Genomic DNA, 24,638 nt, shown 5'->3' with positions numbered 1-24,638 from the left:
TCATCCGCCATAACGTTGCGGATGACTTTTTAAATGCGAAAATTCTAGTTAAGGGTTAAGTATAAGGCATTTTTGGAGATTATATAGGTGAGATTGTGCGAACGTGCGCTCGATTTAATGTGGTAAACTAGTAGGTAAAAAGAGCAATCGAAGGAGAGATGAGTAATGACAGCAATATCCTTCCTGCACTGCGCGGATCTTCATTTAGACAGACCTTTTTCCGGTGCCAACCGACTTCCAAATTCCATGCATGAGTTTGTAAAAGATAGTGCTTATCGTTCGTTAAGGCGCATTATTGATCTGGCGATTTCTCATAAAGTCGATTTTGTCCTTTTTGCAGGAGATTTATATGATACTAGCTATCGAAGTCTTAAGGCACAGATGACGCTTTTAACAGAATTACAGAGATTGCACGACGCAGGAATTAATAGCTATTTATCACATGGAAATCATGACGCGCTTGATGGTGAATGGGTGAAGTTAACATGGCCAGAAAGTAGTTACTTCTTTAAAAGCAAAGTAGAAACGGTTCAATTTGAGCGAAATGGCCAAAGGCTTGCTCATATTCACGGCTTTAGTTATCCTTCACGTCATGTAAATGAAAAGATGATCGATCAATATAATAGAGTGGAAGATAGGAGTTTCCAAATAGGGATGCTTCATGGAAATCTTGAGGGGCAAACAGAGCATTCTTCATACGCTCCATTCTCGCTCAATGAATTAGCGGAAAAAGGTTTTGATTACTGGGCTCTTGGTCATATCCATCAACGTGCACAGCTTTTAGAAGAGCCACCCGTTATCTATCCAGGAAACATACAAGGGGCGCATCGAAAGGAGACAGGAGTTAAAGGATGCTACCTTGTAACTTTAAGTGAAGCATCTTCTTCAACCTCTTTTCATCAAACCTCTGATGTTACATGGCATCGGCAAGCTATAGAATTGGGACATCATGAAACAATGCAAGATCTCTTGCATGCTTGTGAAGAGCTTTTGAATCAAGAAACCTATGCTTCTGGAGGGCATTTAGTAGAAATTGAGCTAACTGGTATTAGTCACCTACATACGCAACTACTTCAAGAAGATCAGCTAGAGGATCTTCTTCAGGCGGTTCAACTAAACCGAGATATGGAAGAGAATCATTTTGTGTGGCCGTATAAATTTTCTTTGAAGTCAAAGCCTGCATGGGATCGAGAGACCTTAAAACAACAAGATGGATTTATAAAGGATATTCTCGTGACTTCAGACAATTATCAGGAGAATCATTTTCAAGAAGCGCTGGCACCTTTATTTGAACACAGGAGAGCGAGAAAAGCGCTTGAGTCAATTGACGATCAAGATCAGCTCATGAAAGAAGCTGAGGAACTGTTACTTTCATACCTGATTGAGAATAACGGAGGTGATATGAAGTGAAGCTTCTTGAATTACATATTTATAGTTTTGGGAAATTCGAAGATTATCAATTGACGGATATTTCTTCTAACATTCACCTCATTTACGGTGAAAATGAAGCTGGCAAATCCACTCTTCTTGCTTTCATTGAATCGATTTTGTTTGGTTTTCCTTCTCGTCAAGATGAGAGTTACGAAATGAACCATCATGGTCGATTTGGTGGAACCCTCACAATAGAGAGCAATAATGAAACGGTAATCATTGAACGAACGAAAGGGAAGGCTTTAGGTGATGTTACGATTTACTATCCTGATGGATCAACCGGTAATGAAGAAAAATTACAGTTGCTTTTAAAAGGAATGAATCGAACTAGCTTCCGACAAATTTTCTTTTGCAATCTCACAACTCTTAATGACTACCGAAGTTATGATGAAAACGGTTGGAATCAAGTTCTATATGAAGCAGGTATGAGTGGAGGTGCTTCTCTGTTAGCTGTTGAAAAAACATTTGATAAGCGACAGGGAGAGCTGTTTAAACCTGGTGGGAGAAAGCCTCTTTTAAATGAGGAGCTTGAAAAATGGGAGGTATTGAAGAAAAAATCAAATGAATGGGCGAAGAAGAACGGAGATTATAATCGGTTAGTTCAGAATAAACAGGAACTTGAAGAACAAGTTGTTGAGCATACCGAACGATTAGAGCTCTTGCAAAGGAAGCGTCGAAAACTTGATAGGGAGAAGCGAGTATTTCCTCTTTTAAAGGAAAAGCGTAGATTAGAGAAGCACCTTAACAAACTTCCTGAATGTAAACCATTCCCAGAGGATGGATTAATCCGGATCGATAAGTGGAAAGAACAAGCCGTTCTGCTATCCGGAGAGTCAGAAAGTATGATGAAAAGACTTCATAAAATGAAAGCAGAAATGGAGAGCTATGAAGTCATGCCAGAGTGGAAAGAGTTTCTACATGACGTTTCATACTGGAATGAACAAATGATTCTGTTTCGAGCAAGAACGGAAGAACGGAAAGAGCTTGAACGCGATATCATGTCTATCGATTCTATCATTGCAGAAGAACTAGAGAGTCTTGGATTATTAGAAGACGATGCTAGTCAGGTGAACACTAGTTTTACAGCGAGAGAAGACCTGAAACAACTTATAGAAGATCGCAATCGATCTGATCAGCAGTATCGCTATATAAACGAAGCTTTTCTGTCAGCTCGAGATGAATTGGAGAAAGAAGAGAGCGAATACGAGCTACTAAAGGCAAGGCTTTTGTCTGAAAGCGAAAGAGAGAAGATCAGAAACAAAAAAGGATCAGGCGGAAAACGGAGATGGCAGGGAGGAATGGTCATTTTAGCTGTGCTCCTTTTTCTTGGATTAGGCTTTTATGAAAACTGGCTTCTTGGGGCCGCGGCAGCAGCTATTGCTCTTATAGGTGCTTTTCTAATGACGCTTACAAAGGAAAATGACCATGGAAGCGATCATGAGTTACTTATCCAGGATCTTGAGCTCAGAAGGAGAGTTGAGCAAGCCAAAGACCAGATTGATCGCTTGAACCGTACCTATAATAAAGCTGCTGAAAACGTAGATCGCTGGGAAGCAGAACGCTATCAAATTGAGAGTGCTATTAAGAAATGGAGGTCATCCAATACATTTCCTGAGACCCTTCCACTTCATTCAGTCCTGGATGCATTTGATCGAATTACTTCCATTAAAAAGCGACAACAAAATTATGATCATAAGCAGAGACAATTAGAAGAACTTGACTACAGTTTAAAGGTAGTTGAAGATGGAATTAAGAAATTATGTGAGGATACGAACATTACCTATTATCATGCTGAAAATGCGATGCAACTTTTGCTTCAGAAAGCAGACGCAGAGCGTGAAGCAATTCGAGAAATTGAAAAGCTAAGTGATCAATACCAATCCCTTGAATCACAACTAGATGACATTAACGAAAAGCTAACATCATGCAATAAGGAAATGAAAGAATTAATGAGTATGGCAAAAACAGATACGGAGGAAGCGTTTAGAACGAAAGGAAATGCGCAAAAGGAAGCTAAGGAGCTTATAAACCAACTTGTAACCATTGATTCGCAGTTAGACGAATCGGATCTAGTATCAAAGCGTATATCAATTGAAGAAATAGAGAACGAACTCAATACATTAGAGCGTGAAGAACGGTCTCTTTTAAAGAAGCAACAGGAAGTTTACCAACATATAGCTACTGAACAGGAGAGAATTCATCTATTAACAGAAGATGGTACATATGAAGATCTTCTGTTACAGCAAAAGCAACAGGAAGACGAAATGAATGCACTGGCGTGGAAGTGGTCGGTGTTTAAAGTGGCATCTGATCTCCTAACAAAGGCAAAGGCCCGTTATCAAGAAGAACGTCTACCTGCTGTACTGAAAAGAGCAGAACATTATTTCACATTTATCACAGATGGTCGCTATACTGCTATTTTCCCTCCTACTGAAGGAATGGGTTTTCGTGTGATGCATAGTGGAGGAAAAGCATACAAGCCTTCTGAGCTGAGCAGGGGCACAGTTGAACAGCTATACCTTTGTATTCGACTTGCCCTCGCTTCTATATCAGCTATACGTTTACCTATTTTTCTGGATGATATTTTTGTGAATTTTGATGCAAAACGTACAGAGAAAGCGAAAGAGTTTATTAAGGAGTTTTCTATAGATCATCAGGTGATATTACTAACCTGTCATATGGACACCACCAGGGGTCTAGAAGAGAATATTCATGTTCTAGAGCGTACGCCATTCTCTACAAAAAAGGTACAATAAAATGAGGTGAAATTGATGGAAGAAACCTACAAAGTGCATTTAGTCGAAGATGAAGAAAATTTAGTTCAAATACTAAAAACATATATGGAAAAAGAAGGATTTCAGGTTAAAACCTTTCTGAGTGGTGAAGAGGCATGGGAGAGTATTCATGAGCCATGCCATCTTTGGATTCTTGATATTATGTTGCCTGGTATAGACGGATATGAATTATTAAAGAAGATTAAAGCGGAGGATGACGTTCCGGTTATCTTTATATCTGCAAGAGATGAAGATCTCGATCGCATTGTAGGTCTTGAATTAGGAAGCGATGATTACATTGCTAAACCTTTCATGCCAAGAGAACTAATCATTCGAGCTAAAAAGCTTTTGAATAGAGTGTATCAACAACCTTCACAAAAGCGCTTCGAAATTGTTGAATATGAAATTGATCCAACAGCACGTAAAGTACTGGATCGTGGTGAAACTGTTGAATTAACAACGAAGGAAATGGATTTAATTCTTTACCTTGTGGATCATGTGAATCAAACGCTGTCGAGAGAACAGATATTAGTTCATGTTTGGGGCGACGATTATGTTGGCTCCGATCGTGCCGTCGATGATGTGATTAGACGAGTCCGCAAAAAGATGCCTCGAATGAACCTTGAAACATCTTACGGACTTGGTTACCGGTTGATTACATGATTCGTCTTAACCTAACGAAGCGGATCTGGTTATCGTTCATGATCCTTGTCTTACTGGTTGGGGTAGTTATTGCAGTAATCTATCCACTTTCCATTAAGGGAACCCTCACTGAAGAAACGTATCAAATTATTGAGAGTGAGCAGCAGCGGTATACCTTTCCAGATCAAGATGGACCACTTCCCCCTCAAACGGATCAAGATTTTATTGAACGAAGAGACGCTGAGCGCTCAGTAGGGCACACGTTAATTACAAGGTTATATAGTGGACCGCTACAGGGAGATCCTATTCCTGATGAAGTGATTATTGAAATGCGTAAAAATGCATTAGATCAACAAAAGGATAAAGCCCGATATGAGTTAACTTATAATGATCAAGCGTCCCTTTTTTATGTCATCTCTAAAGTTGACGTAAATGGGCAGGAAGCCTATTTTATTTCATATATGTGGGATACGTACCGTGACCAGATGATTGATCGTCTATGGTGGAGATTAATTATTATTCTTCTATTCGCTTTGCTATTGAGTCTCTTCCCAGCTGCATGGATTGCAAGGTATTTACGGAGACCGCTAACTGTTCTTGGGGAACGGTTTGAACAAATTGCAAACCGTAACTGGAAAGAGCCATTTCGCTGGGAGGGTGATGAAGAATTTCAGAAGCTTTCCAATCAGTTTGAGTTGATGAGACAGAATTTAATGCGTTATGACAAAGCTCAGAAAACATTTATCCAACATGCTTCACATGAATTAAAAACACCGATAATGATTATTAAAAGCTACGCCCAATCAATTAAAGATGGCGTTATGCCAGATTCTCTTGATAATACTATGACGATTATCCTAAATGAGTCAAATCGAATGGATCAACGGGTAAAGGCAATGCTAACGTATATTAAATTGGATTCCATTGATGAACCTGAAGGAAACTTTGAAACGTTTCGATTTGGAGTTCTAGCAGAGGAAATTCGTGAGCGATTCATGTATCAGCGGGAAGACGTCTTGTTTACAATCTCTGGTGAGAATATTGAAATTACAGCCATACGTGAACAAATGCTAACAGCAATGGACAATCTTGTTCAAAATGCATTACGGTATGCTAGTAGCAAAATAGAACTAAGTGCCATTCAAGCAGATCAACAGGTAAGAGTTGAGGTATACAATGACGGCCAACAAATTTCTTTCGAAACAGTGGAAAAAGAGCGTCTATTCGAACCCTTTCAAAAAGGTGATAAAGGGCAATTTGGAATAGGGCTTGCGATTGTGAAAAAAATTGCAGAGCGTCATGAAGGGACAGCAGAAGTAACGAATATAGAAGATGGAGTCGTATTTACAATTATTATTCCAAGTAAAATAAAGAAATAAAGTAATGCTCCAATGACAAAGTGGGGCTGTGCTATACTAGGTAGATAGATTTTGCCGCGGAGGTGGAAAGATGAAGGAATTTAAAGGAATCGGTCATTATCGTGTTGGTGATCAGGTTGATCACTACTTATTAATAAAATCATCAGTTAAAGGTGTGGCCAGCAACGGTAAGCCTTTCTTAACGTTAATTCTTCAAGATAAGTCAGGAGACATTGAAGCGAAGCTATGGGATGCATCTTCTGATGATGAGGAAAGCTTCGATGCGCAACAAATTATTAAAGTAAAAGGTGACGTAACGAACTATAGAGGTCGCAACCAGCTTCGAATTAAGACAATACGTCTCGCGACAGAGATGGATCAAGTCAAAGTTAGTGATTTCGTAGAATCTGCTCCACTAGAAATAAATGAAATTATGGAGAAGATCACGCAGTATGTATTTGAAATGCGCAATCCAAATATTCAAAGAATTACAAGACACCTTGTTAAAAAACATCAAAATGAATTTCTCACTTTTCCAGCAGCAACGAAAAATCATCACGAGTTCGTATCGGGATTATCTTACCATGTTGTATCCATGCTTGATATTGCTAAATCCCTTTCCGCTCTCTATCCATCGTTAGATACAGATTTGCTTTATGGAGGCATTATCCTTCATGACCTGGGGAAAGTTGTTGAGCTATCTGGTTCGATTGCTGCAAGCTATACAAATGAAGGAAAGCTTCTCGGACACATTTCCATTATGGTAAATGAGATTGGACAAGCTGCGAAAGAATTAGAAATTGAAGGAGAAGAAGTGATGCTTCTTCAACACCTTATTCTAAGCCACCATGGAAAAGCAGAGTGGGGAAGTCCGAAGCCCCCTATGATCCGCGAAGCAGAAATCCTTCATATGATTGATAACATTGATGCCAAAATGAATATGCTTGATCGCGCTCTTGATAAAGTGGAACCAGGTGAATTCACTGATCGAGTATTCGCTCTAGATAATCGCTCATTCTACAAGCCACAGATGGCCGCTTTGAAAAGCGAAAGCTAATAGAGGCATAAGAACGAAAGAGAAACGCGCTTAGGAGCCGTTTCTCTTTTTTTCGCGCCTGTTCAATTACCGGGGGTAAGTTTATGAGAATAAAAGACTGGGATCGAAACTTAAAGATTAGATTGTTTGGTGAAGGAATGATGAATGTTCTTTTCTGGATGTTCTTTCCCTTCATGGCGATATATTTTTCGGATTCATTTGGAAAGGGAATGGCAGGGCTTCTTCTTGTGCTTTCTCAAGTAATCGCTGTTATTGCTAATCTTGTTGGTGGTTACTGTGCAGATCAGTATGGAAGAAAACGAATGATGTTTGTATCTGCACTAGGACAAGGAATAACGTTTATTGTATTCGCGCTTGCTAATTCTCCGTGGTTTACCTCTCCAATGCTAACATTTATTAGCTTCTCAATACTTGGGGTTTTTGGTTCATTGTATTGGCCAGCAAGTCATGCAATGGTAGCAGATGTCGTGGAAGAGAAAGATCGAAATACCGTTTTTGCTGTATTTTATACAGCACTCAATATATCTGTTGTAGCTGGCCCGATTCTTGGTGGAATCTTTTTCTTTCAACACCGGTTTGAATTACTTATACTAGCGGCGCTTGTAAGTTTTGGTGTCAGTGCCCTAATTGGAATCTTTATTCGAGAAACAGCTCCTGATAAAATGCAAAAGAAACTTGTTTCTGAGTCTTCCACAAAGTGGACAAGCTTTATTTGGGATCAGCTGAGGGACTACAAAATTATTGTGCAGGATAAAGTATTTCTTTTATTTATTCTTGCTGGAATTCTTGTAGCTCAAACGTTCATGCAGCTAGATTTGTTAATCGCTGTCTATTTAAGTGAATCAGTACCAGAACAACCTGTCCTATCAATTTTTAAATTCAATATTACTGCTGATGGGAACCGTATTTTCAGCTGGCTGATTTCAGAAAATGGACTTTTAGTCGCTTTATTAACTGTGTATATGACATCAAAAATGAGCAGATATAAGGAGCGAAATGTCTTTATCGCTTCATGTCTGATCTATGCTTTAAGTATGGTTATGTTTGGTCATACGAATCATGTGTGGATTCTTGCGATAGCGATGTTTGTTTTCACTTTGGGAGAGCTTATGGTTGTAGGTATTCAAGAAGGATTTGTGTCGAGACTTGCACCGGAGCATATGCGCGGTCAATATTTCGCTGCAGGTAGTCTTCGGTTCACTATAGGAAGAACACTTGCTCCAGCAGCTATACCATTGACAGCATTAATAGGATTTAAAATGACCTTTTACCTCATTAGTATACTCGCTGTAGGTGCAGCATTGATTTATGGTGTAATGTTTAAGCTTCGTAGCCAACAGGATGCAAATCAAATTCCAACTGAAACGTAACCTGAGGCATATTCCCCTTTATTCTTTCATACAGTGTAGTAATCAAATGAGCTTGTACGAGAGTAGGAAAGGAAGTGGCTTACGTTGAGGAAAGGTGTTCTTATTATCCTTGGCTTTCTATTTATTCTTAGTGTTCTTCAGCTTACCGAGATTTCTTCGACTTTATCTGGCTTTTTCTCTAGTTACCCATGGTGGCTTTATTTTGTATTAGCAGGAATTATTTACAGCGGTTATAAAACCATGCAGTTGACGGCAGAAGAGAGAAAAGTAGATCAGATTCATATTGAAGAAGAAGGCCGTGTTTATGTAGAGAGAATGGAAGAAGAGCGTAAAAGAAGGAAGCAAGCTACCGAAAATTAATAAAAAAAACGAAAGGGTACGAAGTCCCTTTCGTTTTTTTATTATTCTTTTGAATCTTTGTTTGCATCAGATTCTTCTTGAGCAGCTTCTTTCTTATCAAAGAGGTCTTTGAATTGATCGTCCTTGACTTTAATGTCAGAGTCCTGGATTAGCTTATCAATGACAGTTGGAACGTCTTTCGCATTCTGCAACATGTACTGCTCTTCAACTTGATCCTTAGCTTCTTTAAATGGCTTAACCGTCTTACTCTTCAGCTTAATGATGTGATAGCCGAATTGTGATTGTACGATATCACTAACTTCGCCTTCTTTAAGAGCGAATGCTGCTTCTTCAAATTCAGCTACCATGTCACCCTTTTTAAAGATACCAAGTTCTCCGCCATTTTCAGCTGAGCCGTCTTTAGAGTATTCCTTTGCAAGCTTCGCAAAGTCACCACCATCTTCAAGCTTTTTCTGAACTTCTTTAGCTGTTTTCTCATCATCTACAAGGATGTGACTTGCTTCTAATTCAGTAAAGAGATTTTTGTTATTCTCATAGAATTCCTTTAGCTTTTTATCAGTTACTTCTACGCCTTCAGTAGCAGCTTTCTGAGCAAGTAGCTGTTTGCGTACATCTACTTTGAACTGTTCAAGATCTTTGTATCCATTAGATTGTAGTGCTTGTTCTAGCTGTTCGTCTGTTTCGAAGTTTTCTTTAATCTTCTCGAGTTCCGCTTCTACTTCTTTATCAGAAACATCGTATTTATCTTCAAGAATTTTAGTTTGTACTAAATCACTCAACACGGCCTCTCCGGATTGGTCTTTCATTGCTTGGTAGAATTCTTCTTTGGTTACGTCGCCAGCACTCGTCTCTACAACGACTTCTGAATTATCGGCAGAATCGTTACTGCATGCAGAGATGGCAAGCATTGCAATCAAAGCTGAAAGCATAATGAACATTTTTTTCATCAAAGATACACTCCTAAAGGGTTAGTTATATTTAATCTGTTTGTGATACAGTTAATACTATAGCATAGAAAGATATGGTAAGTTAAATTGATTTGGAAATATGAGAAAAATTACATAAAAGAAGTAAAATTTACGACGATTGATACAATTATATATAGGGATCAGGTTGTCATACTGCGACAAATGGACTACCTTTCCAAAAAGCAGCATTCACATTCTATTTTAAAGCCTTTTTTCGTAGACAGTATTGCTAAATGTAGTGGTTGATTTCCGCTCCAATCAGCTAAGTGTAGTTTGTTATGAGAAAATTCTTCCAAAAACAACAATGTCTATCTAAAAAACTCAAAAAAAAGATGAGGCTTGATTGCCTCATCTTTTAGGTCAGCTGCTAAGTGAAAAGAACTTCTACATATGAAGAAATGAGCAAAATGGTAATAAGAACATTAATCGTTCTAAATACATTAGGCTGCTTTTCTTCAGGTATATTTTTCTTTAAACAAAGCGCATTTGTCATTGAATTGAACGTTACTAGAATGAACGTGGCAAATAGGATGAAGAATATTCCGATTATAGTCATGTAAGAACCTCCCAGAGTCCATTTCGATAATTCGAAGAATATATAACGATTTACTTTAACTAAACTCTCTATCCGTAGTATGATGGAGAATATTCGTCCCACAAGGAGCTGTTAGAAATGTTTAAAAACCGATGGAAGGCGGCCTTTATTATTCTTTTTGCCGCTGTGATCCTCTTGTTTGCAGGAGTAGTAGGATTCTATCAATACTATTTTCCTGAAAGTGAAATTGCCAAACTCTCAAATGAGAGAAACAAGGAAGAATCTTTTGAAACGACATTTTCCATACAGATGAAGAAAGATGAACTGAATGAAACAATCAATCAAGAGCTTGAAAAGTATAGTGAAAAGCAAGATAACATTGGGTATAGTGTTAATCTCAATGAGCTTGCTACATTTCAAGGGTACGTTACGATATTTGATCGAAAGGTTGATTTCTTTTTGAAATTTGAGCCGCAGGTTCAACCGAACGGAGACCTTTTATTAAAAGAAAAATCGTTTCAGATTGGCCTTCTAGAGCTCCCAAGTGATAAAGTTCTCTCATTTATAAAAAAACAGGCTTCACTTCCGCCTGAAATAACAATCGATTCCGATAAAGGGACAATCTACATGGCCGTAAGCGATCTAGAATTGAAGAATGATATGAGGCTGAAAGCTAGATCATTTGATCTTCCAAATGATCAGATCATTTTTGATGCCTACTATCCTATTAAGTAGATCGTTGTCCTATTGTTATTATGAAGGAAGTCTTATGAGAATTCAATACTGACGACTGTGTCCTCTATACAAAAGAACAGAGCGCTGAAGATCAGCGCTCTGTTTTCTTGCTATCTTAATCACACTATCCTTTTTACGAAGCTTGTTTAATGAGTATATGGAACCCTTCGCTTCTATCCTCTACATATGCATTTTTGGGCGCGCGTAGCACTTGAGAAGCATAGAGAAAGTCACTGAAGCTGAATCCAAGATTTATAGCGGCTAAGATTGAGAAGAACGATACATAAGTTGGCATATAAATCGATGCTGTAATAGCAGCAGCAGTAATACTAACTGCTGGAGATAGAGCTGCAATCAAAAAGAGATTGCGTGAAATAGGACTGCACGTTTCACATCGCATCAAAGGTAACAAAGCGCCTTTTTCGAACTTCATCGTTGCTTTCAATCCGGCCAGTGTTAAAGGAAGCCAGTGAATAATCTTATGAATAGGGAAAAGGACTGCTAAGGAACCTAGAAACGGTAATATAGGTACAATCGCATGTTTTGTTGTCGGGTATAACAAACTAAATACAAGATAAAATGCAATAAAGTATAATAGTGTTAATAGCATAGAGAAAATAGTTAATCGATGAGTCCCAAATTCGCGATTTAGATATATCGATTTCCAACAATTCATAAGAGTCACCTGCTTCCGTAGCTTTCTTCTAAGTTTGTTTTAATTATGAATACTCGTATACTGTACAGCCATTTGATTAAGAAATCAACACGTTTTTTTGTAAAGAAATTAGTCGAAATTTTTTTGACAAAATCAGCGCTTTTTCGCGCTGGATTAGTCTGGAAAATACATTTCAATTTAGACCCTATTCCGTTAAACTATAAGTACAATTGATCGCAAAGTAAGGAGTTAAGTTGAGAATGGAAGCCATCCACAAACGATTAGACAAGATTGAATTTCATATGCGCTTACTTGCTAAAATGAAAGAGGAAGGTGAGTACCCATTCTATCGTATGGTTATTGAACAGGGGCTTACTGAAGAAGAATTAATAGAAGTGTATAAACTATGCGCAGAAGTCAACAAAAAAATGCTTGAACAAGTGGAGGAGGGACTGCTTAACCGATCCTCATTGCTCACGCATTTTGTAGGGATGTTGAATATTAAACTGGACCCACTTGCAACAATTAAAGCTTTACAAGCTCAGGAGAAGCTTTATCAAGAGCTTATGGAGACCCTTTTAAAGGTATCACCTTATCGCTAGAGTGATGATGAGCGATTCTCAACACCTTGTTCAGTGAGTTCTTTAGAGAATTCACTTTCAAGCTTGGTGAACGATTTTTGGAAGATTTCCATAAAGTCTTCACCATAGAGGCTTTTTATGACACACATCATTTCGGTGAACTCAGGGAACTTACCGTATAGCTCACGTAATGGCATGGATGCTTTTAAGACGCTATCTCGATTCGGAGAATAATGTTTCCACGTTTCCTGGAGAAGCCTCTCTCCCTTTTCTGTTAGCTGTACATATGTATTGCGCTTGTCGTTTTCTTTTTTTGAAAAGGTTAGAAGGGACCGTGACTCTAGCTTTTTTGAAAAGTTAAAAGCTGTTGATACATGCATAACACCGAACTTAGCGATATCAGAAATTGAAGAACCGTCTAGGTGATAAGCAATTGAAAGAATATGATGCTCGTTAATATTCAAATCAAATGGCTTAAGCCACTCTTGCCAGTCGCGTTCAACGGATTTCCAGAGTGCTTTGCTTAGTTGTCCGATTCTGTGGCTGAATATCATTGCTTCTTGAATAGATATATCCTGTTTTTCTTTCATAAGTTCCTCCTTTACCTCTTTCATCTCTCAAGCTATATTAGAATATTGTTATTCATCTGAAAAAAAACCGGCTATTTCGGAGCCGGGCTGTTTACTTCATCTTTAACCGTTTCAATGGTTTTCTGCATTTCTTCAACATCATCTTTTAATCTCGTAAGATTTGGCTCAATATCCTCCTGATAAGATGCAATTGATCGTTTAAGATCAGCAGCAACCTCTTGTATCACTTCTTTGCCTTCGGAAGATAATTGTTTTACTTGAGCAGTTAATTCATTAAGGTCTTGCTTAAGCCTTGTAAACCCTTCCTTTATATCATCGCTCTTATCCTTTGCTTCAGCGATCATTTCTTTGCCTGATTTTGGTGTTGTTAAAAGTACAGAGGCAGCGGAAACAATTCCACCAAATACAAACCCTGTTAGTAATGTTTTAGCTTTTCCCATGGAGCTCATCCTTTCCTATCCAATCTATCTAGTAATACATCGACTTATTAGACAATAGTTCGCCACGTACGTGTAAATTCCTTCTTTTCGTTGTAACTCATTTCAAGCGATGGAGGTAAAAAAACATAAGCCGCTTATCAATCCCAAACTCCATAAGGGTATGAAAATAGGTGTATTCACATATACCTTGTAGTATACGTTATGGCAAAAAGGAGAGGAACGGATATGGCTGGATTCATTTTCATTCTAATAGTTGTAGGTAGTTTACTGCTTACGGCAATGATAAGTAGGTTATTACTCATTAGAAAATATTCGTTTCATAACGAACAAATGATTCGAAAGCAAAAAAGTGCATATTTGTTTGGTACATGTGCTATTGTCTTTCTAGTTCTTGGCGTATCGATGGCAATGCTTCTTTTTTAACAGTCATTTTATATTTTCCCCACGGATTTCACTTCACAAACATAAAAATTTTAGTGTACTGTGTTAGAAACGCGCTCAATTGAGGTATCTTATAGAGAGAAGGGTAATGAAGGAGCGTGTGAAAATGAATCGAATGGTTAAAAGCGTATTTAAGCGAATGACAAAAAAAGCTGTATCTGTTGTAAAAGATAAAGATCAACTTAATGAGATTTCAGTTGACTCATTGAAAAAGGGAGCTTTATACAAAGGTAGAAAAGGTATGGATGAAATGTGGGTTGATGTGAAAACATTCTCGAGGCTTGTACAGGAAGTGAGGAAGGGGAGCTATCGAGATATCTCAAAGAAGTCTGTCATTATGATCGTGGGTGCATTGCTCTATTTTATTAGCCCAATTGATGCTGTACCTGATCTTTTAGCAGGAGTGGGGTTACTTGACGATGTTGCAGTTATTGGGTTTGTTGCAAGTCAGTTGAAACAGGAGTTACAGAAGTTTCGTGAGTGGGAAACAGGAATTAGAATATAAGAAAACCGGCCAGAAAATGGCCGGTTTTCTTATATTTATTTAATAAGCAAAACTTGTTCGTTTAAGAATAGATTGTACAACTGGATAGATTAGTACAATAGCGATGGTGTTTACTGCAGCAGTTGGAATGACTACTGTTAGGAATAAACCTGTAAATGCAGCGCCGCCAGGAAGTCCTGCAAATACGAGTGCTGCTCCTAGGAATATTGCTCCGCTAATCATCGTACCAATTGCAGTTAGTACACCAGCAGTAATTAATGACTGACCAAAGCGCTGAACAAGTAGATAAAGTCCGAAAAAGGCAAAAGCAGTAATCGGCTTATCAATTATGTTAGCAAGTTGTCCACCTGGAAATGTAGTTGTTGCAGCTGAAATTACGCCAGTTGCAAGCCCAAGTACGAGTACACTTTTACGTTCAGGAAACAACAGAATCCCAAGAAACATCATTGTAAGAAGCATATCGTTCTTCATTCCAGATATAAGACCAGGAATAATGGCGTGAAGAATCGTGCCAATCCCAAGTAGTAAAGCCATTAATACTAAATTTTTCGTTTTCATTAAAAATCTCTCCTCTTCTCATCTCATTCTCCGCCAAAAGACGGTGTTCTCTCCATCAGTGCGCTATGTGCCTGCTGCGAAAGAACTAGTTTTATTTATAATAACAAACGATTATCTAATTTTAAAGTGTTAAATATTGTGTTTGTGATGGAATGTGTGCATAAAATCGCATAGTGCTTGGACTGATTCGATCGGTACAGCGTTGTATAGTGAAGCTCGACAGCCTCCAACTGAACGGTGTCCCTTTAGACCAACAAATCCTTCTTCCTCTGCTTCTATAAGAAATAATTCTTCGAGTTCTTTTCCAGGAAGCCTGAATGTAACATTCATGGATGATCGGCTTTGCTTTTCAGCTGTTCCGTTGTAAAAACCTCTGCTTCCATCAATAGTATCGTAGAGGAGGTTTGTTTTTTCTGCGTTCATTTTTTCAATTGCTTGAATACCACCTTGCTTCTTTGTCCACTGAAGAACAAGTGAGAGCATATAAATGGCGAAAGATGGTGGGGTATTATATAGAGATTTTTTATCCACATGTGTTCGGTAGTCTAGCATAGTTGGAAGGTTGTCTGGAATGTGCTTAAGCATGTCTTTCTTTACAATCACGACTGTGACACCAGCAGGACCAAGGTTCTTCTGAGCACCAGCATAAATAAGACTAAATTGGTCAATAGGTAGAGAACGACTTAGAATATCGCTCGACATATCAGCAATGAAATTCGACTGATGGTTTTCGGGGAAACTTTTCCATTGGGTACCATGGATTGTATTGTTGGAAGTGAGATGCACGTAAGCGTCACGATCATTATACTTAATCGTATCCATATCAGGAATGCTACGGAAATCATTGTCTTTACTGCTGCTGCCAATGAAAGTATGTCCTAATTTCTCAGCTTCTTTTAGGGCTTTCTGGGACCAGCTTCCAGTAATAAGATAGTTACCTTGCTTACCTTCAGTGAGAAAGTTCATAGGAATCATAGAGAACTGTAGGCTTGCTCCCCCTTGGAGAAAGAGTACCTCATAATCATCTGGTATGTTCAATAATCCCCTTAACAGTTCGTTCGCTCCATCATGAATCTTCTGGTATTCTTTGCTGCGGTGACTGAATTCCATTATCGACATACCAAGTTGCTGGTAGCTGAGAAGCTCTGATTGAGCGTGGTCCAGCACTTCCTGAGGTAATGCTGAAGGACCAGCGTTGAAATTATAACGACGTTCCACTAGTAGACACTCCTTTAGCGATGTAATGCGACTTGATTTAGCTTGTCATTATCCTATCATTAAAATAATGACCGTTGCTATGTTTTTTTTCTAATCTTTTAGAATATTTAGCATTTGCTCTTATTGCATATTTTGCTATTCTTGTAGAATCGAATGAACAGAAAGTGGTGTATTGAAGAATGTATCGAGAAAACAAGCCAACACTTATTGGACCATATGATCATCCAGATATTTATCCAGGGCCAAGACCCTCTTCCTCTTTTCTATACCATAACGGGAAAGCGCATCGCATTGAAGAGAAAGAAAGTGTACCTGTTGAGAAGCAGATCGTTCATTATGCAAGGGGAGAAGATGTTTCAGGCTCATTGGCATTCGCTTCTTCTGAGCAATATACGGTAGAAGAATTAATAAGGAAGGAAGGGTTGTCTCCAATTGAAGATCGTATTCCATTGCTAGCATACGGATCGAATGTGTGTCTTGCGCAGTTAAGATACAAATTTAGCCTAAATCCAGATTTAAATGATTTCATTCTTTATTATCGTGCAGAAATTACGGATACCGATGTAGTAGCGGGATCATTTCTTGCGCCTTATGGAGCTCTTCCTGCTGTGATAGCTCCAGTGAAAGGGGCAACCACTGAAGTCTGGGTCACATTTGTCGATCGAGAACAGCTAGAATTATTAAATCGTACTGAAGGTAGTTATGTTCTTAAGGAACACCAAAACGGGAAGTTAACGCTTAAAACAGGAGAGCATTTCGAACGAGTCTATGCGTATTACTTTCCGCATGCCTATCTTAGACAGGGGTCATTTGTTCGATTTATGGATATACCAGGGGAGTCGAAGCTTCCATCTATGTGGCAGGCTGACTTGTTAAATGAGCTAAAATCAATGATTGGTTACGGTGGACATCGAGAAGAATTTATCCATGAATTAAGATGGAATGGTAGTTTACGAAAGAAAATGACTATGATGTTAACGGATTTAGATGAAACGTTTGATCATCCAGACTGGATCGAACCAAATGGATTTCATACGTTAAAGAATATGACGCGATCACAAAGAAAAAGGAGACCTTAATGGGTCTCCTTTTCACTAATTCATTTAATGTTTTTTACTGATATTGCGAACGGACACCCTCAGCGAGACGCTGTAAAGTATCGGCATCATAATCATTTTCATGCGTTTTCCAAACGGCACCAAATCCATCTCCTTTACCATAACGAGGGATCAGGTGGAGGTGATAATGGAATACTGACTGACCAGCGATAGCTTCATTGTTATTTAGAATGTTCATGCCTTGAGGTGCGAAATTCGCTTTCAAAGCATTAGCAATTTCAGGTACAGCAGCAAATAGCTTTGATGCTGTTTCAGGTTCGAGTTCGTAAATGTTTTGTTGGTGTTTTTTTGGAATGACGAGTGTGTGCCCTTCCGTTACTTGTGTAATGTCAAGAAAGGCAAGTACCTCATCATTCTCATACACTTTCGCAGAGGGAATGTCTCCGTTAATAATTTTGCAGAAAATGCAATCTGGTGAATGGCTCATCATCATCATCATCCTTTCACTCTTTTTATTTATCGTACCATAATTTTCTATCAGTTAAGATTATTTCACTTTACTAGAAATAATAAATCAGTAGTAAAATACACTAGCAAATAAAGAAAATGGGCTCTGCCGGGGGTGCAGAGCCCTGAGTGTAACTTATTTCAGGGAAGACGTCACACTCTCTATAAGGATGTTCGCAAATTCATTGATCTATTCAACTATTTTCAAATGTTTTACGAACTTCTAAGAGGGTTTCTAGAAACTCCTGCCAAAACACGGTAAGATATGGACAGATAGATGAGTAGGAGGGGATAAAAGTTGAAGAGAATCAGAATGTCAGCATGTATCGGTATACTTGCTCTTGGGATCGTCTCAGGTTGCGGAAGTGAAGACCACAATAAGACACATATGGTAAATGGCGATATAAGAGAAACGACAGCTCATAAAGACATACTTCCATCATTCCTTGAAGATAAGCAGGATACTGTCAAAACTATATATGCAGAAGTTGCACAAAATAAAGATCTGCTAGAATCCATTCCCTGTTACTGCGGATGTGGGGAAACTGCTGGGCATACAAGCAACTATGATTGTTTTATAAATTATCAGAATGATAGCGAAATGACGTGGGATGATCATGGTACAAAATGCGGCGTTTGTCTTGATATTGCAGTTCAATCAATGAGTTGGTCTAATGAAGGGAAAACTGTGAAAGAAATTAGAGAACGAATTGATGAAGCGTATAAAGAAGGATATGGTACGCCGACGCCAACTCCTGAAGTATAAAGCGGGTAAGCCGCAACTTCACTCGACCACAAAAAATTTGTTAAAATAAATGCAAATGAAGAAATGAGAGGACCTCTATGACAAATTCAATTTTGGAAGTTAGTAATCTTACTGGTGGATACCAGGCGAATAAACCAGTTCTTCACAATCTATCTTTAAACGTAGGACCAAATGAAATTGTAGGATTAATTGGTTTAAATGGTGCAGGAAAAAGTACTAGCATTAAGCATATTCTTGGCCTCCTGGATCCAATGGAAGGTAATATTCGTGTTGCAGGAAAAACTTTTTCTGAAGATAAAGATGGTTATCGTAAACAGGTTTCTTATATACCTGAGACCCCGCTATTATATGATGAATTAACCCTATGGGAGCATCTACAATTAACTGCTCTTGCATATGAGTTAGACAACGAATGGAAAGATCGTGCTGAAGATCTTTTGAAAGAATTTCGGATGACAAATATGAAAAAATGGTTCCCGGGACATTTCTCTAAAGGGATGAGACAGAAAGTCATGATTATGTGTGCCTTTCTTGTGAAACCTTCTCTATACATTGTAGATGAGCCTTTTGTAGGACTTGATCCGATTGGTATTCAATCTTTTCTTGATACAATGCTACAAATGAAGGAAGAAGGTGCAGGTGTATTAATGTCCACACACATTCTTTCGACAGCCGAAAGATACTGCGATCGCTTTATTATTCTTCATGATGGGAAAATTGTGATGTCAGGCACGCTTAATGAGTTGCAAAACCAAATTGGTCAATCAGCTGCTACGCTTGACGATATTTATATTGAAGCGACCAGGAGTGGAAAATGATGCAGCTTGATACGTTATGGAAGGAGAGATCGGGGGCATTTTGGAGTATTGCTCTTCGCTATTTTCGATTAATAGGGAACAGTAGCTTTTTGTTCACCCTCGTTCTGACGTTAATATTTGGAGCGTATTATTACAGTGAATTACTTAAGGTTCTACCAGAATCGTTTCCTGGCTTAGTCGTTATAACCGGCATCGCAGCAGTTGTACTCGTTCGAACTCCACTTCGTTTTTTCTTATACGAAGCAGATCTTGTTTTTTTGTTGCCGGCTGAAGGAAGGCTAAATGGCTATTTTCGTAAATCCCTTATATACAGCTTTCTGCTCCAGGTATTTACGACAGTTGTGGTGTTGACGATTCTTGCACCTTTATATCAACATGAAACAAACGCAGGAACTGGATATTATGTTTTTGTTATCTCAGTTTCAATAGTTCTAAAAGGCCTAAACGTAATTATGAAATGGTTGGAACTTCACCAACCTGCACATCGATCAGTAGTTGGTTATATCCTTTTAAGGCTGTTACTTACTATGCTGATTACATACTTATTGCTGATTCAAGCTCAGTGGCTTTATGTCGCTTTTGCAGTAGGATTGATTGTTGGCATTCTGTTCCTTCTGTATTTACCGCTTCAAAAAAAGTATTCGATAAAGTGGCAGAGGCTACTTTCAATCGACGAGCACCAAAGTATGAGGTTCTACCGAACAGCAAATTTATTTACTGATGTTCCTAAGCTAAAGCAATCTGTTAAACACAGACGCATGTTAAGTGCACTTGCAGAAAAAGTTCTTCCTATGAATACGGTTTATGCAACGCTATACCAGAAAGCCTTTATCCGCAGCAATGAATATTTTGGCATCTACATACGCCTTTTGCTTGTAGGATTAGCTCTTATTGCATTTGTGCCAAGTGAAACAGGTAGAATGATTGGTGCAGCGCTTATTGTCTATTTGACAGCTGTCCAGTTGCGAACTCTATACCCACATTATCAGTCACATGTTATGGTAAAGCTGTATCCGATATCTGACGCAAATCAAGAAGAAGCATATCGGACTCTTCTAATTCGTCTGCTTGGTACTCAGGCTGTTGCTTTTGCACTTCTTTCACTTGTTCTTCACCTTAACTTTGTTGAGTTTATGCTGATTGCACTTGCGGGAGCTGCGGCAGTAGTGTTTGCTACCCTTGGCAATCGATCGAAGAAATTCAAGTTTATGAACTACCTTTGGCTTAAAGTAGTTCAGAAGTGAAGGGTGATGTCAATGGATAATTACCTCAGTGAAGTTGAAGAAGAACTTGAGTCATGGGAAAGAAAAATGAAGAAAAAGTCTTCCGTAGTCTCGCGAACGGCAAAAAAAGTACAAAATCGAATAAATAATATAATTCCTGAACGTGTGCACAAGGTTGTAACAGGAAGCATCAAAACGATGGTGAAGGGCGTTCTTACTGGGAATACCTATTCTGTTAAAGCCCCTGTTCAAAATTTGTCGCTTCGTTCAAGGGATACGAAGGCAAGGCAGCTGATACAAACATATAAGCGAATTGCCGCGGCTGAAGGTGCAGGGACTGGTGCTGGAGGAATTCTTCTTGGATTAGCAGACTTCCCTCTGCTCTTGTCCATTAAAATCAAATTTCTTTTTGATATTGCGAGTATTTATGGATATGATGCAAAGCAATTTGAAGAGAGAGTATTTATTCTCTATATCTTTCAATTGGCATTTTCATCTGATCGAACAAGGAAAGAAGTTTATGAACGTATTCAGTACTGGGACCAGTCTTCACTCCAGAAGGAAGTAAGAGATACATTTAATGAAAAGCATGATTGGAAAGCATTTCAGCTTGAATATCGCGATTACATTGATTTTCCTAAGTTACTTCAAATGATTCCAGGTATAGGAGCAATTGTTGGAGCCTACGTTAATTATCATTTTATTGACTGGCTTGGTGAAACAGCAATAAATGCCTACAGGCAACGACACTTTCAAACAGAAGATAAAGACCAATAACATAACGAAAGGCCAGCCGGATCGGCTGGCCTTTCGTTATGTTATTTATTCAAATCGTGCATCGCTTAAAATGCGATCCATTTCTTCCATATGATGTGTTTCATCAGCAATCATGTCATCTAGCTTAACGACTAACTCAGTAAAACCGAGCTCTTCAGCTTGCTTCTTGCGTTTTTCGTAACGTTCTATAGTATCTTTTTCAGCTGTTCTAGCTTCAATTAGCATTTCTTTCACATCTGTTAGTTGTTTTACCTCTGCAGGTGCTGTTGTTGGCGTACCGCCTAACACTTTAATTTTCTCAGCAAGATAGAGAGCGTGTCCTTGCTCATCTGCGATTTCACTTTCGAAGAAAGGTTTTAATGTTTGACGGTATAGTCCAGATACAACTGCCGCATTGTAAGTATACATGATGCTCGCAGCATATTCGTTAGCTAGGTCTACATTGAGACCATCAATTAATTCTTGTTTCTTGTCTGCCATTAAAAACATCCTTTCTAATTCATATCAGTTTTGCTTCCACCTTAATTTTACCCTTTGAGGTGATTAATAAAACATAAATGCAATAAAACATATCAACACTATATAGGAGGTTTGACAGATGAATGGAGGGGTAATAATCAACTATACAGATCATACTACCATTATATAGGAGGGCTTCACTTGAGTAAGATTGCAGTACTAATGACAAGCATGTTTGAGGATGTTGAATATACAAAACCAGCAGAACAGTTTAAGAATGCAGGACATTCATTGACGGTTATCAGCCCAGAAGCTGGTCAGGAACTAACAGGAAAACAAGGTGAAGCAAAAGTGACTTCTTACAAAGGCATTGGTGATGTTAAGCCTGAAGAGTTTGACGTTCTTTTCATTCCTGGCGGAGTATCACCAGATGAATTACGAGCGGACGACCGATTTGTAGCTTTTACGAAAAAGATGATGTTTATGAATAAGAAAACATTGGTCATTTGTCACGGACCACAGCTATTAATTTCTGCGGAAGTATTAAACGGACGTAATATTACCGGGTTTAAATCAATTCAAACAGATCTTAAATATGCTGGAGCAAACGTATTTGATGAAGAAGTTGTTGTTTGTGGAGGAAATCTTGTAAGCAGTAGAAATCCTGATGACATCCCAGCATTTATTGAGAAATCACTATCTATTCTAGACAGTTGATTAAAGGAGTGTAAATAATGAGTGAGCAAAACCATCTTGTAAATAAAGACAGTGAGCTTAACGTAAATAAAGTTGATGATACAATTGAGCGCATGAGCGATGATCGTCTTGATGATATTCTAGCGAATTTCGAAGAATTTAAAGGCTATCTTGCAACACGAGTTCAAGTGGGTGAAAAGCTAGGGCTAAATGAAGAAGCGCTAGCGCAGGCTGCAGAGAAAGTAGCTGGATATTTAGCCAAGAAAGAAGAGCCAAAAAATAGAGAAGAAAAACTTCTTAAAGAATTATGGTTGGTTGGAGATAAAGATCAACGCCATCAACTCGCACACCTTCTTGTGAGAATGGTGCAAACAAAAGAGAAGTAAGTAAAAAGCCGCTGCTGGTTCAGCGGCTTTTTTAAAAGAATAGAAAGTGAAAGGCGAGATTTTATGAATAAAAATGAATTTTTCAGTTCTTTCCCAGGAGTATTAAAACAAAAAAAAGTATGGTATCCGCTTGTACTAAATGGATTTGGTCTTTTAATTGCTATTCTTGCTATTATGTTATTTTCTGAATTAGCGGAAGAAATACTTGAAAAAGAGACGCTTCAATTTGATCAGACTATTATTTCAGCCGTTGATTTAATTCGGTCCGATTGGATGCTAAACGCTATGGGAGTGATTACGGAATTAGGGGCAGTATGGTGGATTACAGTCGTTTCAATTCTTACGGTTTCCATTCTTTGGTTTAGAGAAAGAGATGTGTGGAGCATTATTTTCTTTATTGTGGCAGTGGCTGCTGGGGGACTTTTAACTAGTGTGTTAAAGCATTTCTTTGCGCGTTCTAGACCTACTGTTGATGCTGCTTACGATGCCGTTGGCTATAGCTTTCCGAGCGGACATGCAATGGGGTCATTTATATTATATGGTTTTATTGGGTACTTAATTATTAGAAGCCAGAGAGGTAGAACAACAAAATGGATAAGTGGACTATTAGTGGGACTTTTCATCCTTTTAATAGGATTTAGCCGAATTTATCTCGGAGTTCATTATCCAAGTGATGTTCTTGCTGGCTATGCAGCAGGTACACTCTGGCTTTTTGTTTGTATCTTTTCTCTAGAATGGGTGATGTGGATCAAACGATCATCAGTAAGCTTTAACTCATTCAGGAAAATGTTCTCCAGTAAGGACAGTTAAATAATCAGGTAGTATTTCTAGAGATGAGGGAGTGGTGTGATACCGCTCTCCGTCACAGTCAATATTCTGTTCAGGTTCAGTTGATATGCGTAAATTTTTCGTTTGAAAATGAATAATACCTTCGTTGAAACGTGACTCTTTCATGATTTTGGATTGGAATATAGACCAAAATGTTGAAAGAGATGATTCCTTAATGATTAGAACGTCAAATTTACCATCCTGAAGGTTGTTTTGCGGGAAAAAGGCTTGAATGCCTCCCGTAAAAGGACCATTCCCAACAATCATCATGACAGCTTCGCCTTCAAAAGACTTTTCATCTGACTCCACTTTAAGGTGAAAAGGCTCAGGATTATTTACTGTCTGAGCTGTACTAATGTAATAGGAAAGTCTCCCGAAAACCTCCTTTGTATCAGAGTTAATGTTCTCTGAAGCCTGAGTAATTAATCCAATTCCCCAGAAGTTTAAAAAATACTCATCATTTGAGCAACCAATATCTATTGTTGAACGGTTGTCCTTGAGCAGTTGTTCTACGGCTTGAAGTGGATTCTGATTCATTCCAATCGCACGAGAAAAATCGTTGGCTGTTCCACCTGGAATAATGCCAAACGCAGGACGTTTTTCTCTTCGGCATAAGGCGTTTGCCAATTCGTAAATCGTCCCATCTCCACCAGCGCCTATAATGACATCTACCTGATCCGCCACCTGATCAATAAGTTCTGCACCGTGCCCCTTATAATCTGTTTTATATAGCGTTACTTCATCAAATTTCTCCTGAAGCCTATGCTGTATGGCATCAATTTGATTTACCATTTTGACATTCCCCGCTTTGGGATTCAAGATCAATGCTACACGTGTCACTATGATTTCCCCTTTCGCGTTATCTTCCTTTCTTATTCCCTTATAAATAGTGTTCTACACTC

At 38.5% G+C, this 24,638-nt stretch carries 29 protein-coding genes; 19 read left to right on the top strand and 10 right to left on the bottom strand.

Features of this window, described 5'->3' with window-relative positions:
* The first annotated feature begins 165 nt into the window (after positions 1-165).
* The 7 genes from JI666_RS11110 to JI666_RS11080 all read left to right on the top strand — a co-directional run bounded on the left by JI666_RS11110 (position 166) and on the right by JI666_RS11080 (position 8,992).
* Entirely contained in the window at positions 166-1,410 is a 1,245-nt protein-coding gene (locus JI666_RS11110; RefSeq protein WP_206891725.1) for a metallophosphoesterase family protein, read from the top strand.
* Entirely contained in the window at positions 1,407-4,187 is a 2,781-nt protein-coding gene (locus JI666_RS11105) for an ATP-binding protein (protein WP_206891724.1), read from the top strand. The genes JI666_RS11110 and JI666_RS11105 overlap by 4 nt, the downstream gene beginning before the upstream one ends.
* 15 nt (positions 4,188-4,202) lie before the next feature.
* Complete coding sequence (locus JI666_RS11100; protein WP_206891723.1) at positions 4,203-4,868, top strand: response regulator transcription factor; 666 nt, start codon at positions 4,203-4,205, stop codon at positions 4,866-4,868.
* Positions 4,865-6,226 (top strand): sensor histidine kinase, encoded by a 1,362-nt coding sequence (locus JI666_RS11095; RefSeq protein ID WP_206891722.1) that lies wholly within the window; start codon positions 4,865-4,867, stop codon positions 6,224-6,226. Before JI666_RS11100 ends, JI666_RS11095 begins: the two co-directional genes overlap by 4 nt.
* A 70-nt stretch (positions 6,227-6,296) precedes the next feature.
* A complete protein-coding gene (gene yhaM, locus JI666_RS11090) occupies positions 6,297-7,262 on the top strand; it encodes a 3'-5' exoribonuclease YhaM (protein WP_206891721.1) in 966 nt (321 codons plus the stop codon).
* An 83-nt stretch (positions 7,263-7,345) separates the two neighbouring features.
* Positions 7,346-8,632, top strand: coding sequence for an MDR family MFS transporter (locus tag JI666_RS11085; protein WP_206891720.1), 1,287 nt, complete (start codon positions 7,346-7,348; stop codon positions 8,630-8,632).
* Between the two features lie 84 nt (positions 8,633-8,716).
* Positions 8,717-8,992 carry a sporulation YhaL family protein gene (locus JI666_RS11080; RefSeq protein ID WP_211201487.1) on the top strand — a complete coding sequence of 92 codons (276 nt, stop codon included), beginning with the start codon at positions 8,717-8,719 and terminating at the stop codon, positions 8,990-8,992.
* Between the two features lie 41 nt (positions 8,993-9,033).
* On the opposite strand, the gene JI666_RS11075 is transcribed toward JI666_RS11080, so the two are convergent.
* Positions 9,034-9,939 (bottom strand): peptidylprolyl isomerase, encoded by a 906-nt coding sequence (locus JI666_RS11075; protein WP_206891719.1) that lies wholly within the window; start codon positions 9,937-9,939, stop codon positions 9,034-9,036.
* A gap of 388 nt (positions 9,940-10,327) precedes the next feature.
* Positions 10,328-10,516 carry a hypothetical protein gene (locus tag JI666_RS11070; RefSeq protein ID WP_211201486.1) on the bottom strand — a complete coding sequence of 63 codons (189 nt, stop codon included), beginning with the start codon at positions 10,514-10,516 and terminating at the stop codon, positions 10,328-10,330.
* A gap of 117 nt (positions 10,517-10,633) precedes the next feature.
* Here JI666_RS11070 and JI666_RS11065 point away from each other — a divergent pair, with 117 nt between their 5' ends.
* Positions 10,634-11,230 (top strand): YpmS family protein, encoded by a 597-nt coding sequence (locus JI666_RS11065; protein WP_206891717.1) that lies wholly within the window; start codon positions 10,634-10,636, stop codon positions 11,228-11,230.
* Between the two features lie 133 nt (positions 11,231-11,363).
* Here JI666_RS11065 and JI666_RS11060 read toward each other — a convergent pair whose 3' ends face one another.
* Positions 11,364-11,906 carry a DUF3267 domain-containing protein gene (locus JI666_RS11060; protein WP_206891715.1) on the bottom strand — a complete coding sequence of 181 codons (543 nt, stop codon included), beginning with the start codon at positions 11,904-11,906 and terminating at the stop codon, positions 11,364-11,366.
* 239 nt (positions 11,907-12,145) lie between these two features.
* Here JI666_RS11060 and JI666_RS11055 point away from each other — a divergent pair, with 239 nt between their 5' ends.
* Positions 12,146-12,487, top strand: a complete 342-nt coding sequence (locus tag JI666_RS11055; protein ID WP_206891713.1) for a DUF1878 family protein — start codon at positions 12,146-12,148, stop codon at positions 12,485-12,487.
* Here JI666_RS11055 and JI666_RS11050 read toward each other — a convergent pair.
* Together JI666_RS11050 and JI666_RS11045 are read right to left on the bottom strand one after the other, a co-directional pair.
* Positions 12,484-13,056 (bottom strand): HTH-type transcriptional regulator Hpr, encoded by a 573-nt coding sequence (locus tag JI666_RS11050; RefSeq protein WP_136948135.1) that lies wholly within the window; start codon positions 13,054-13,056, stop codon positions 12,484-12,486. The genes JI666_RS11055 and JI666_RS11050 overlap by 4 nt on opposite strands.
* A gap of 71 nt (positions 13,057-13,127) precedes the next feature.
* A complete protein-coding gene (locus JI666_RS11045) occupies positions 13,128-13,496 on the bottom strand; it encodes a YtxH domain-containing protein (protein ID WP_206891710.1) in 369 nt (122 codons plus the stop codon).
* Positions 13,497-13,721: 225 nt separating this feature from the next.
* On the opposite strand from JI666_RS11045, the gene JI666_RS11040 reads away from it, so the two are divergent.
* On the top strand, positions 13,722-13,919 hold the full coding sequence (locus tag JI666_RS11040) for a hypothetical protein (RefSeq protein WP_136948137.1): 198 nt from the start codon (positions 13,722-13,724) through the stop codon (positions 13,917-13,919).
* Positions 13,920-14,043: 124 nt separating this feature from the next.
* Positions 14,044-14,442, top strand: coding sequence for a YkvA family protein (locus JI666_RS11035; protein WP_206891708.1), 399 nt, complete (start codon positions 14,044-14,046; stop codon positions 14,440-14,442).
* Positions 14,443-14,481: 39 nt separating this feature from the next.
* On the opposite strand, the gene JI666_RS11030 is transcribed toward JI666_RS11035, so the two are convergent.
* The gene (locus JI666_RS11030) at positions 14,482-15,000 is read right to left on the bottom strand and encodes a tryptophan transporter (RefSeq protein WP_206891705.1); all 519 of its coding nucleotides are present in this window, start codon (positions 14,998-15,000) and stop codon (positions 14,482-14,484) included.
* Between the two features lie 129 nt (positions 15,001-15,129).
* Complete coding sequence (gene serC, locus JI666_RS11025; RefSeq protein ID WP_206891703.1) at positions 15,130-16,218, bottom strand: 3-phosphoserine/phosphohydroxythreonine transaminase; 1,089 nt, start codon at positions 16,216-16,218, stop codon at positions 15,130-15,132.
* Between the two features lie 179 nt (positions 16,219-16,397).
* Between serC and JI666_RS11020 the strand changes: the two genes are divergently transcribed.
* Positions 16,398-17,297, top strand: coding sequence for a hypothetical protein (locus JI666_RS11020; protein WP_206891702.1), 900 nt, complete (start codon positions 16,398-16,400; stop codon positions 17,295-17,297).
* A gap of 34 nt (positions 17,298-17,331) precedes the next feature.
* On the opposite strand, the gene JI666_RS11015 is transcribed toward JI666_RS11020, so the two are convergent.
* Positions 17,332-17,775 (bottom strand): HIT family protein, encoded by a 444-nt coding sequence (locus tag JI666_RS11015; RefSeq protein ID WP_286170746.1) that lies wholly within the window; start codon positions 17,773-17,775, stop codon positions 17,332-17,334.
* Between the two features lie 306 nt (positions 17,776-18,081).
* Here JI666_RS11015 and JI666_RS11010 point away from each other — a divergent pair, with 306 nt between their 5' ends.
* The 4 genes from JI666_RS11010 (at position 18,082) to JI666_RS10995 (ending at position 21,367) form a co-directional block, all read left to right on the top strand.
* Positions 18,082-18,549 carry a PCYCGC motif-containing (lipo)protein gene (locus tag JI666_RS11010; protein ID WP_206891701.1) on the top strand — a complete coding sequence of 156 codons (468 nt, stop codon included), beginning with the start codon at positions 18,082-18,084 and terminating at the stop codon, positions 18,547-18,549.
* Positions 18,550-18,626: 77 nt separating this feature from the next.
* Complete coding sequence (locus JI666_RS11005; protein WP_206891700.1) at positions 18,627-19,367, top strand: ABC transporter ATP-binding protein; 741 nt, start codon at positions 18,627-18,629, stop codon at positions 19,365-19,367.
* The gene (locus JI666_RS11000; RefSeq protein WP_206891699.1) at positions 19,364-20,611 is read left to right on the top strand and encodes an ABC transporter permease; all 1,248 of its coding nucleotides are present in this window, start codon (positions 19,364-19,366) and stop codon (positions 20,609-20,611) included. Before JI666_RS11005 ends, JI666_RS11000 begins: the two co-directional genes overlap by 4 nt.
* 12 nt (positions 20,612-20,623) lie before the next feature.
* A complete protein-coding gene (locus tag JI666_RS10995; RefSeq protein ID WP_206891698.1) occupies positions 20,624-21,367 on the top strand; it encodes an EcsC family protein in 744 nt (247 codons plus the stop codon).
* A gap of 45 nt (positions 21,368-21,412) precedes the next feature.
* On the opposite strand, the gene JI666_RS10990 is transcribed toward JI666_RS10995, so the two are convergent.
* Positions 21,413-21,847, bottom strand: a complete 435-nt coding sequence (locus JI666_RS10990; RefSeq protein ID WP_136948147.1) for a ferritin-like domain-containing protein — start codon at positions 21,845-21,847, stop codon at positions 21,413-21,415.
* 180 nt (positions 21,848-22,027) lie between these two features.
* Between JI666_RS10990 and JI666_RS10985 the strand changes: the two genes are divergently transcribed.
* The 3 genes from JI666_RS10985 to JI666_RS10975 all read left to right on the top strand — a co-directional run bounded on the left by JI666_RS10985 (position 22,028) and on the right by JI666_RS10975 (position 23,718).
* Positions 22,028-22,543 carry a type 1 glutamine amidotransferase domain-containing protein gene (locus tag JI666_RS10985; RefSeq protein WP_286170745.1) on the top strand — a complete coding sequence of 172 codons (516 nt, stop codon included), beginning with the start codon at positions 22,028-22,030 and terminating at the stop codon, positions 22,541-22,543.
* A 17-nt stretch (positions 22,544-22,560) separates the two neighbouring features.
* On the top strand, positions 22,561-22,908 hold the full coding sequence (locus JI666_RS10980) for a DUF3243 domain-containing protein (RefSeq protein WP_206891697.1): 348 nt from the start codon (positions 22,561-22,563) through the stop codon (positions 22,906-22,908).
* Positions 22,909-22,971: 63 nt separating this feature from the next.
* Positions 22,972-23,718: a phosphatase PAP2 family protein gene (locus JI666_RS10975; protein WP_206891696.1), complete on the top strand. Its 747-nt coding sequence runs from the start codon at positions 22,972-22,974 to the stop codon at positions 23,716-23,718.
* On the opposite strand, the gene JI666_RS10970 is transcribed toward JI666_RS10975, so the two are convergent.
* Positions 23,683-24,576, bottom strand: coding sequence for a diacylglycerol/lipid kinase family protein (locus JI666_RS10970; protein WP_206891695.1), 894 nt, complete (start codon positions 24,574-24,576; stop codon positions 23,683-23,685). The two genes, JI666_RS10975 and JI666_RS10970, sit on opposite strands and share 36 nt — an antisense overlap.
* Positions 24,577-24,638: the final 62 nt, after the last annotated feature.

This window comes from Bacillus sp. NTK071, from assembly GCF_017303315.1.
GTDB lineage: Bacteria > Bacillota > Bacilli > Bacillales > Guptibacillaceae > Guptibacillus.
This window is presented reverse-complemented; position numbering and strand designations above follow the sequence as displayed.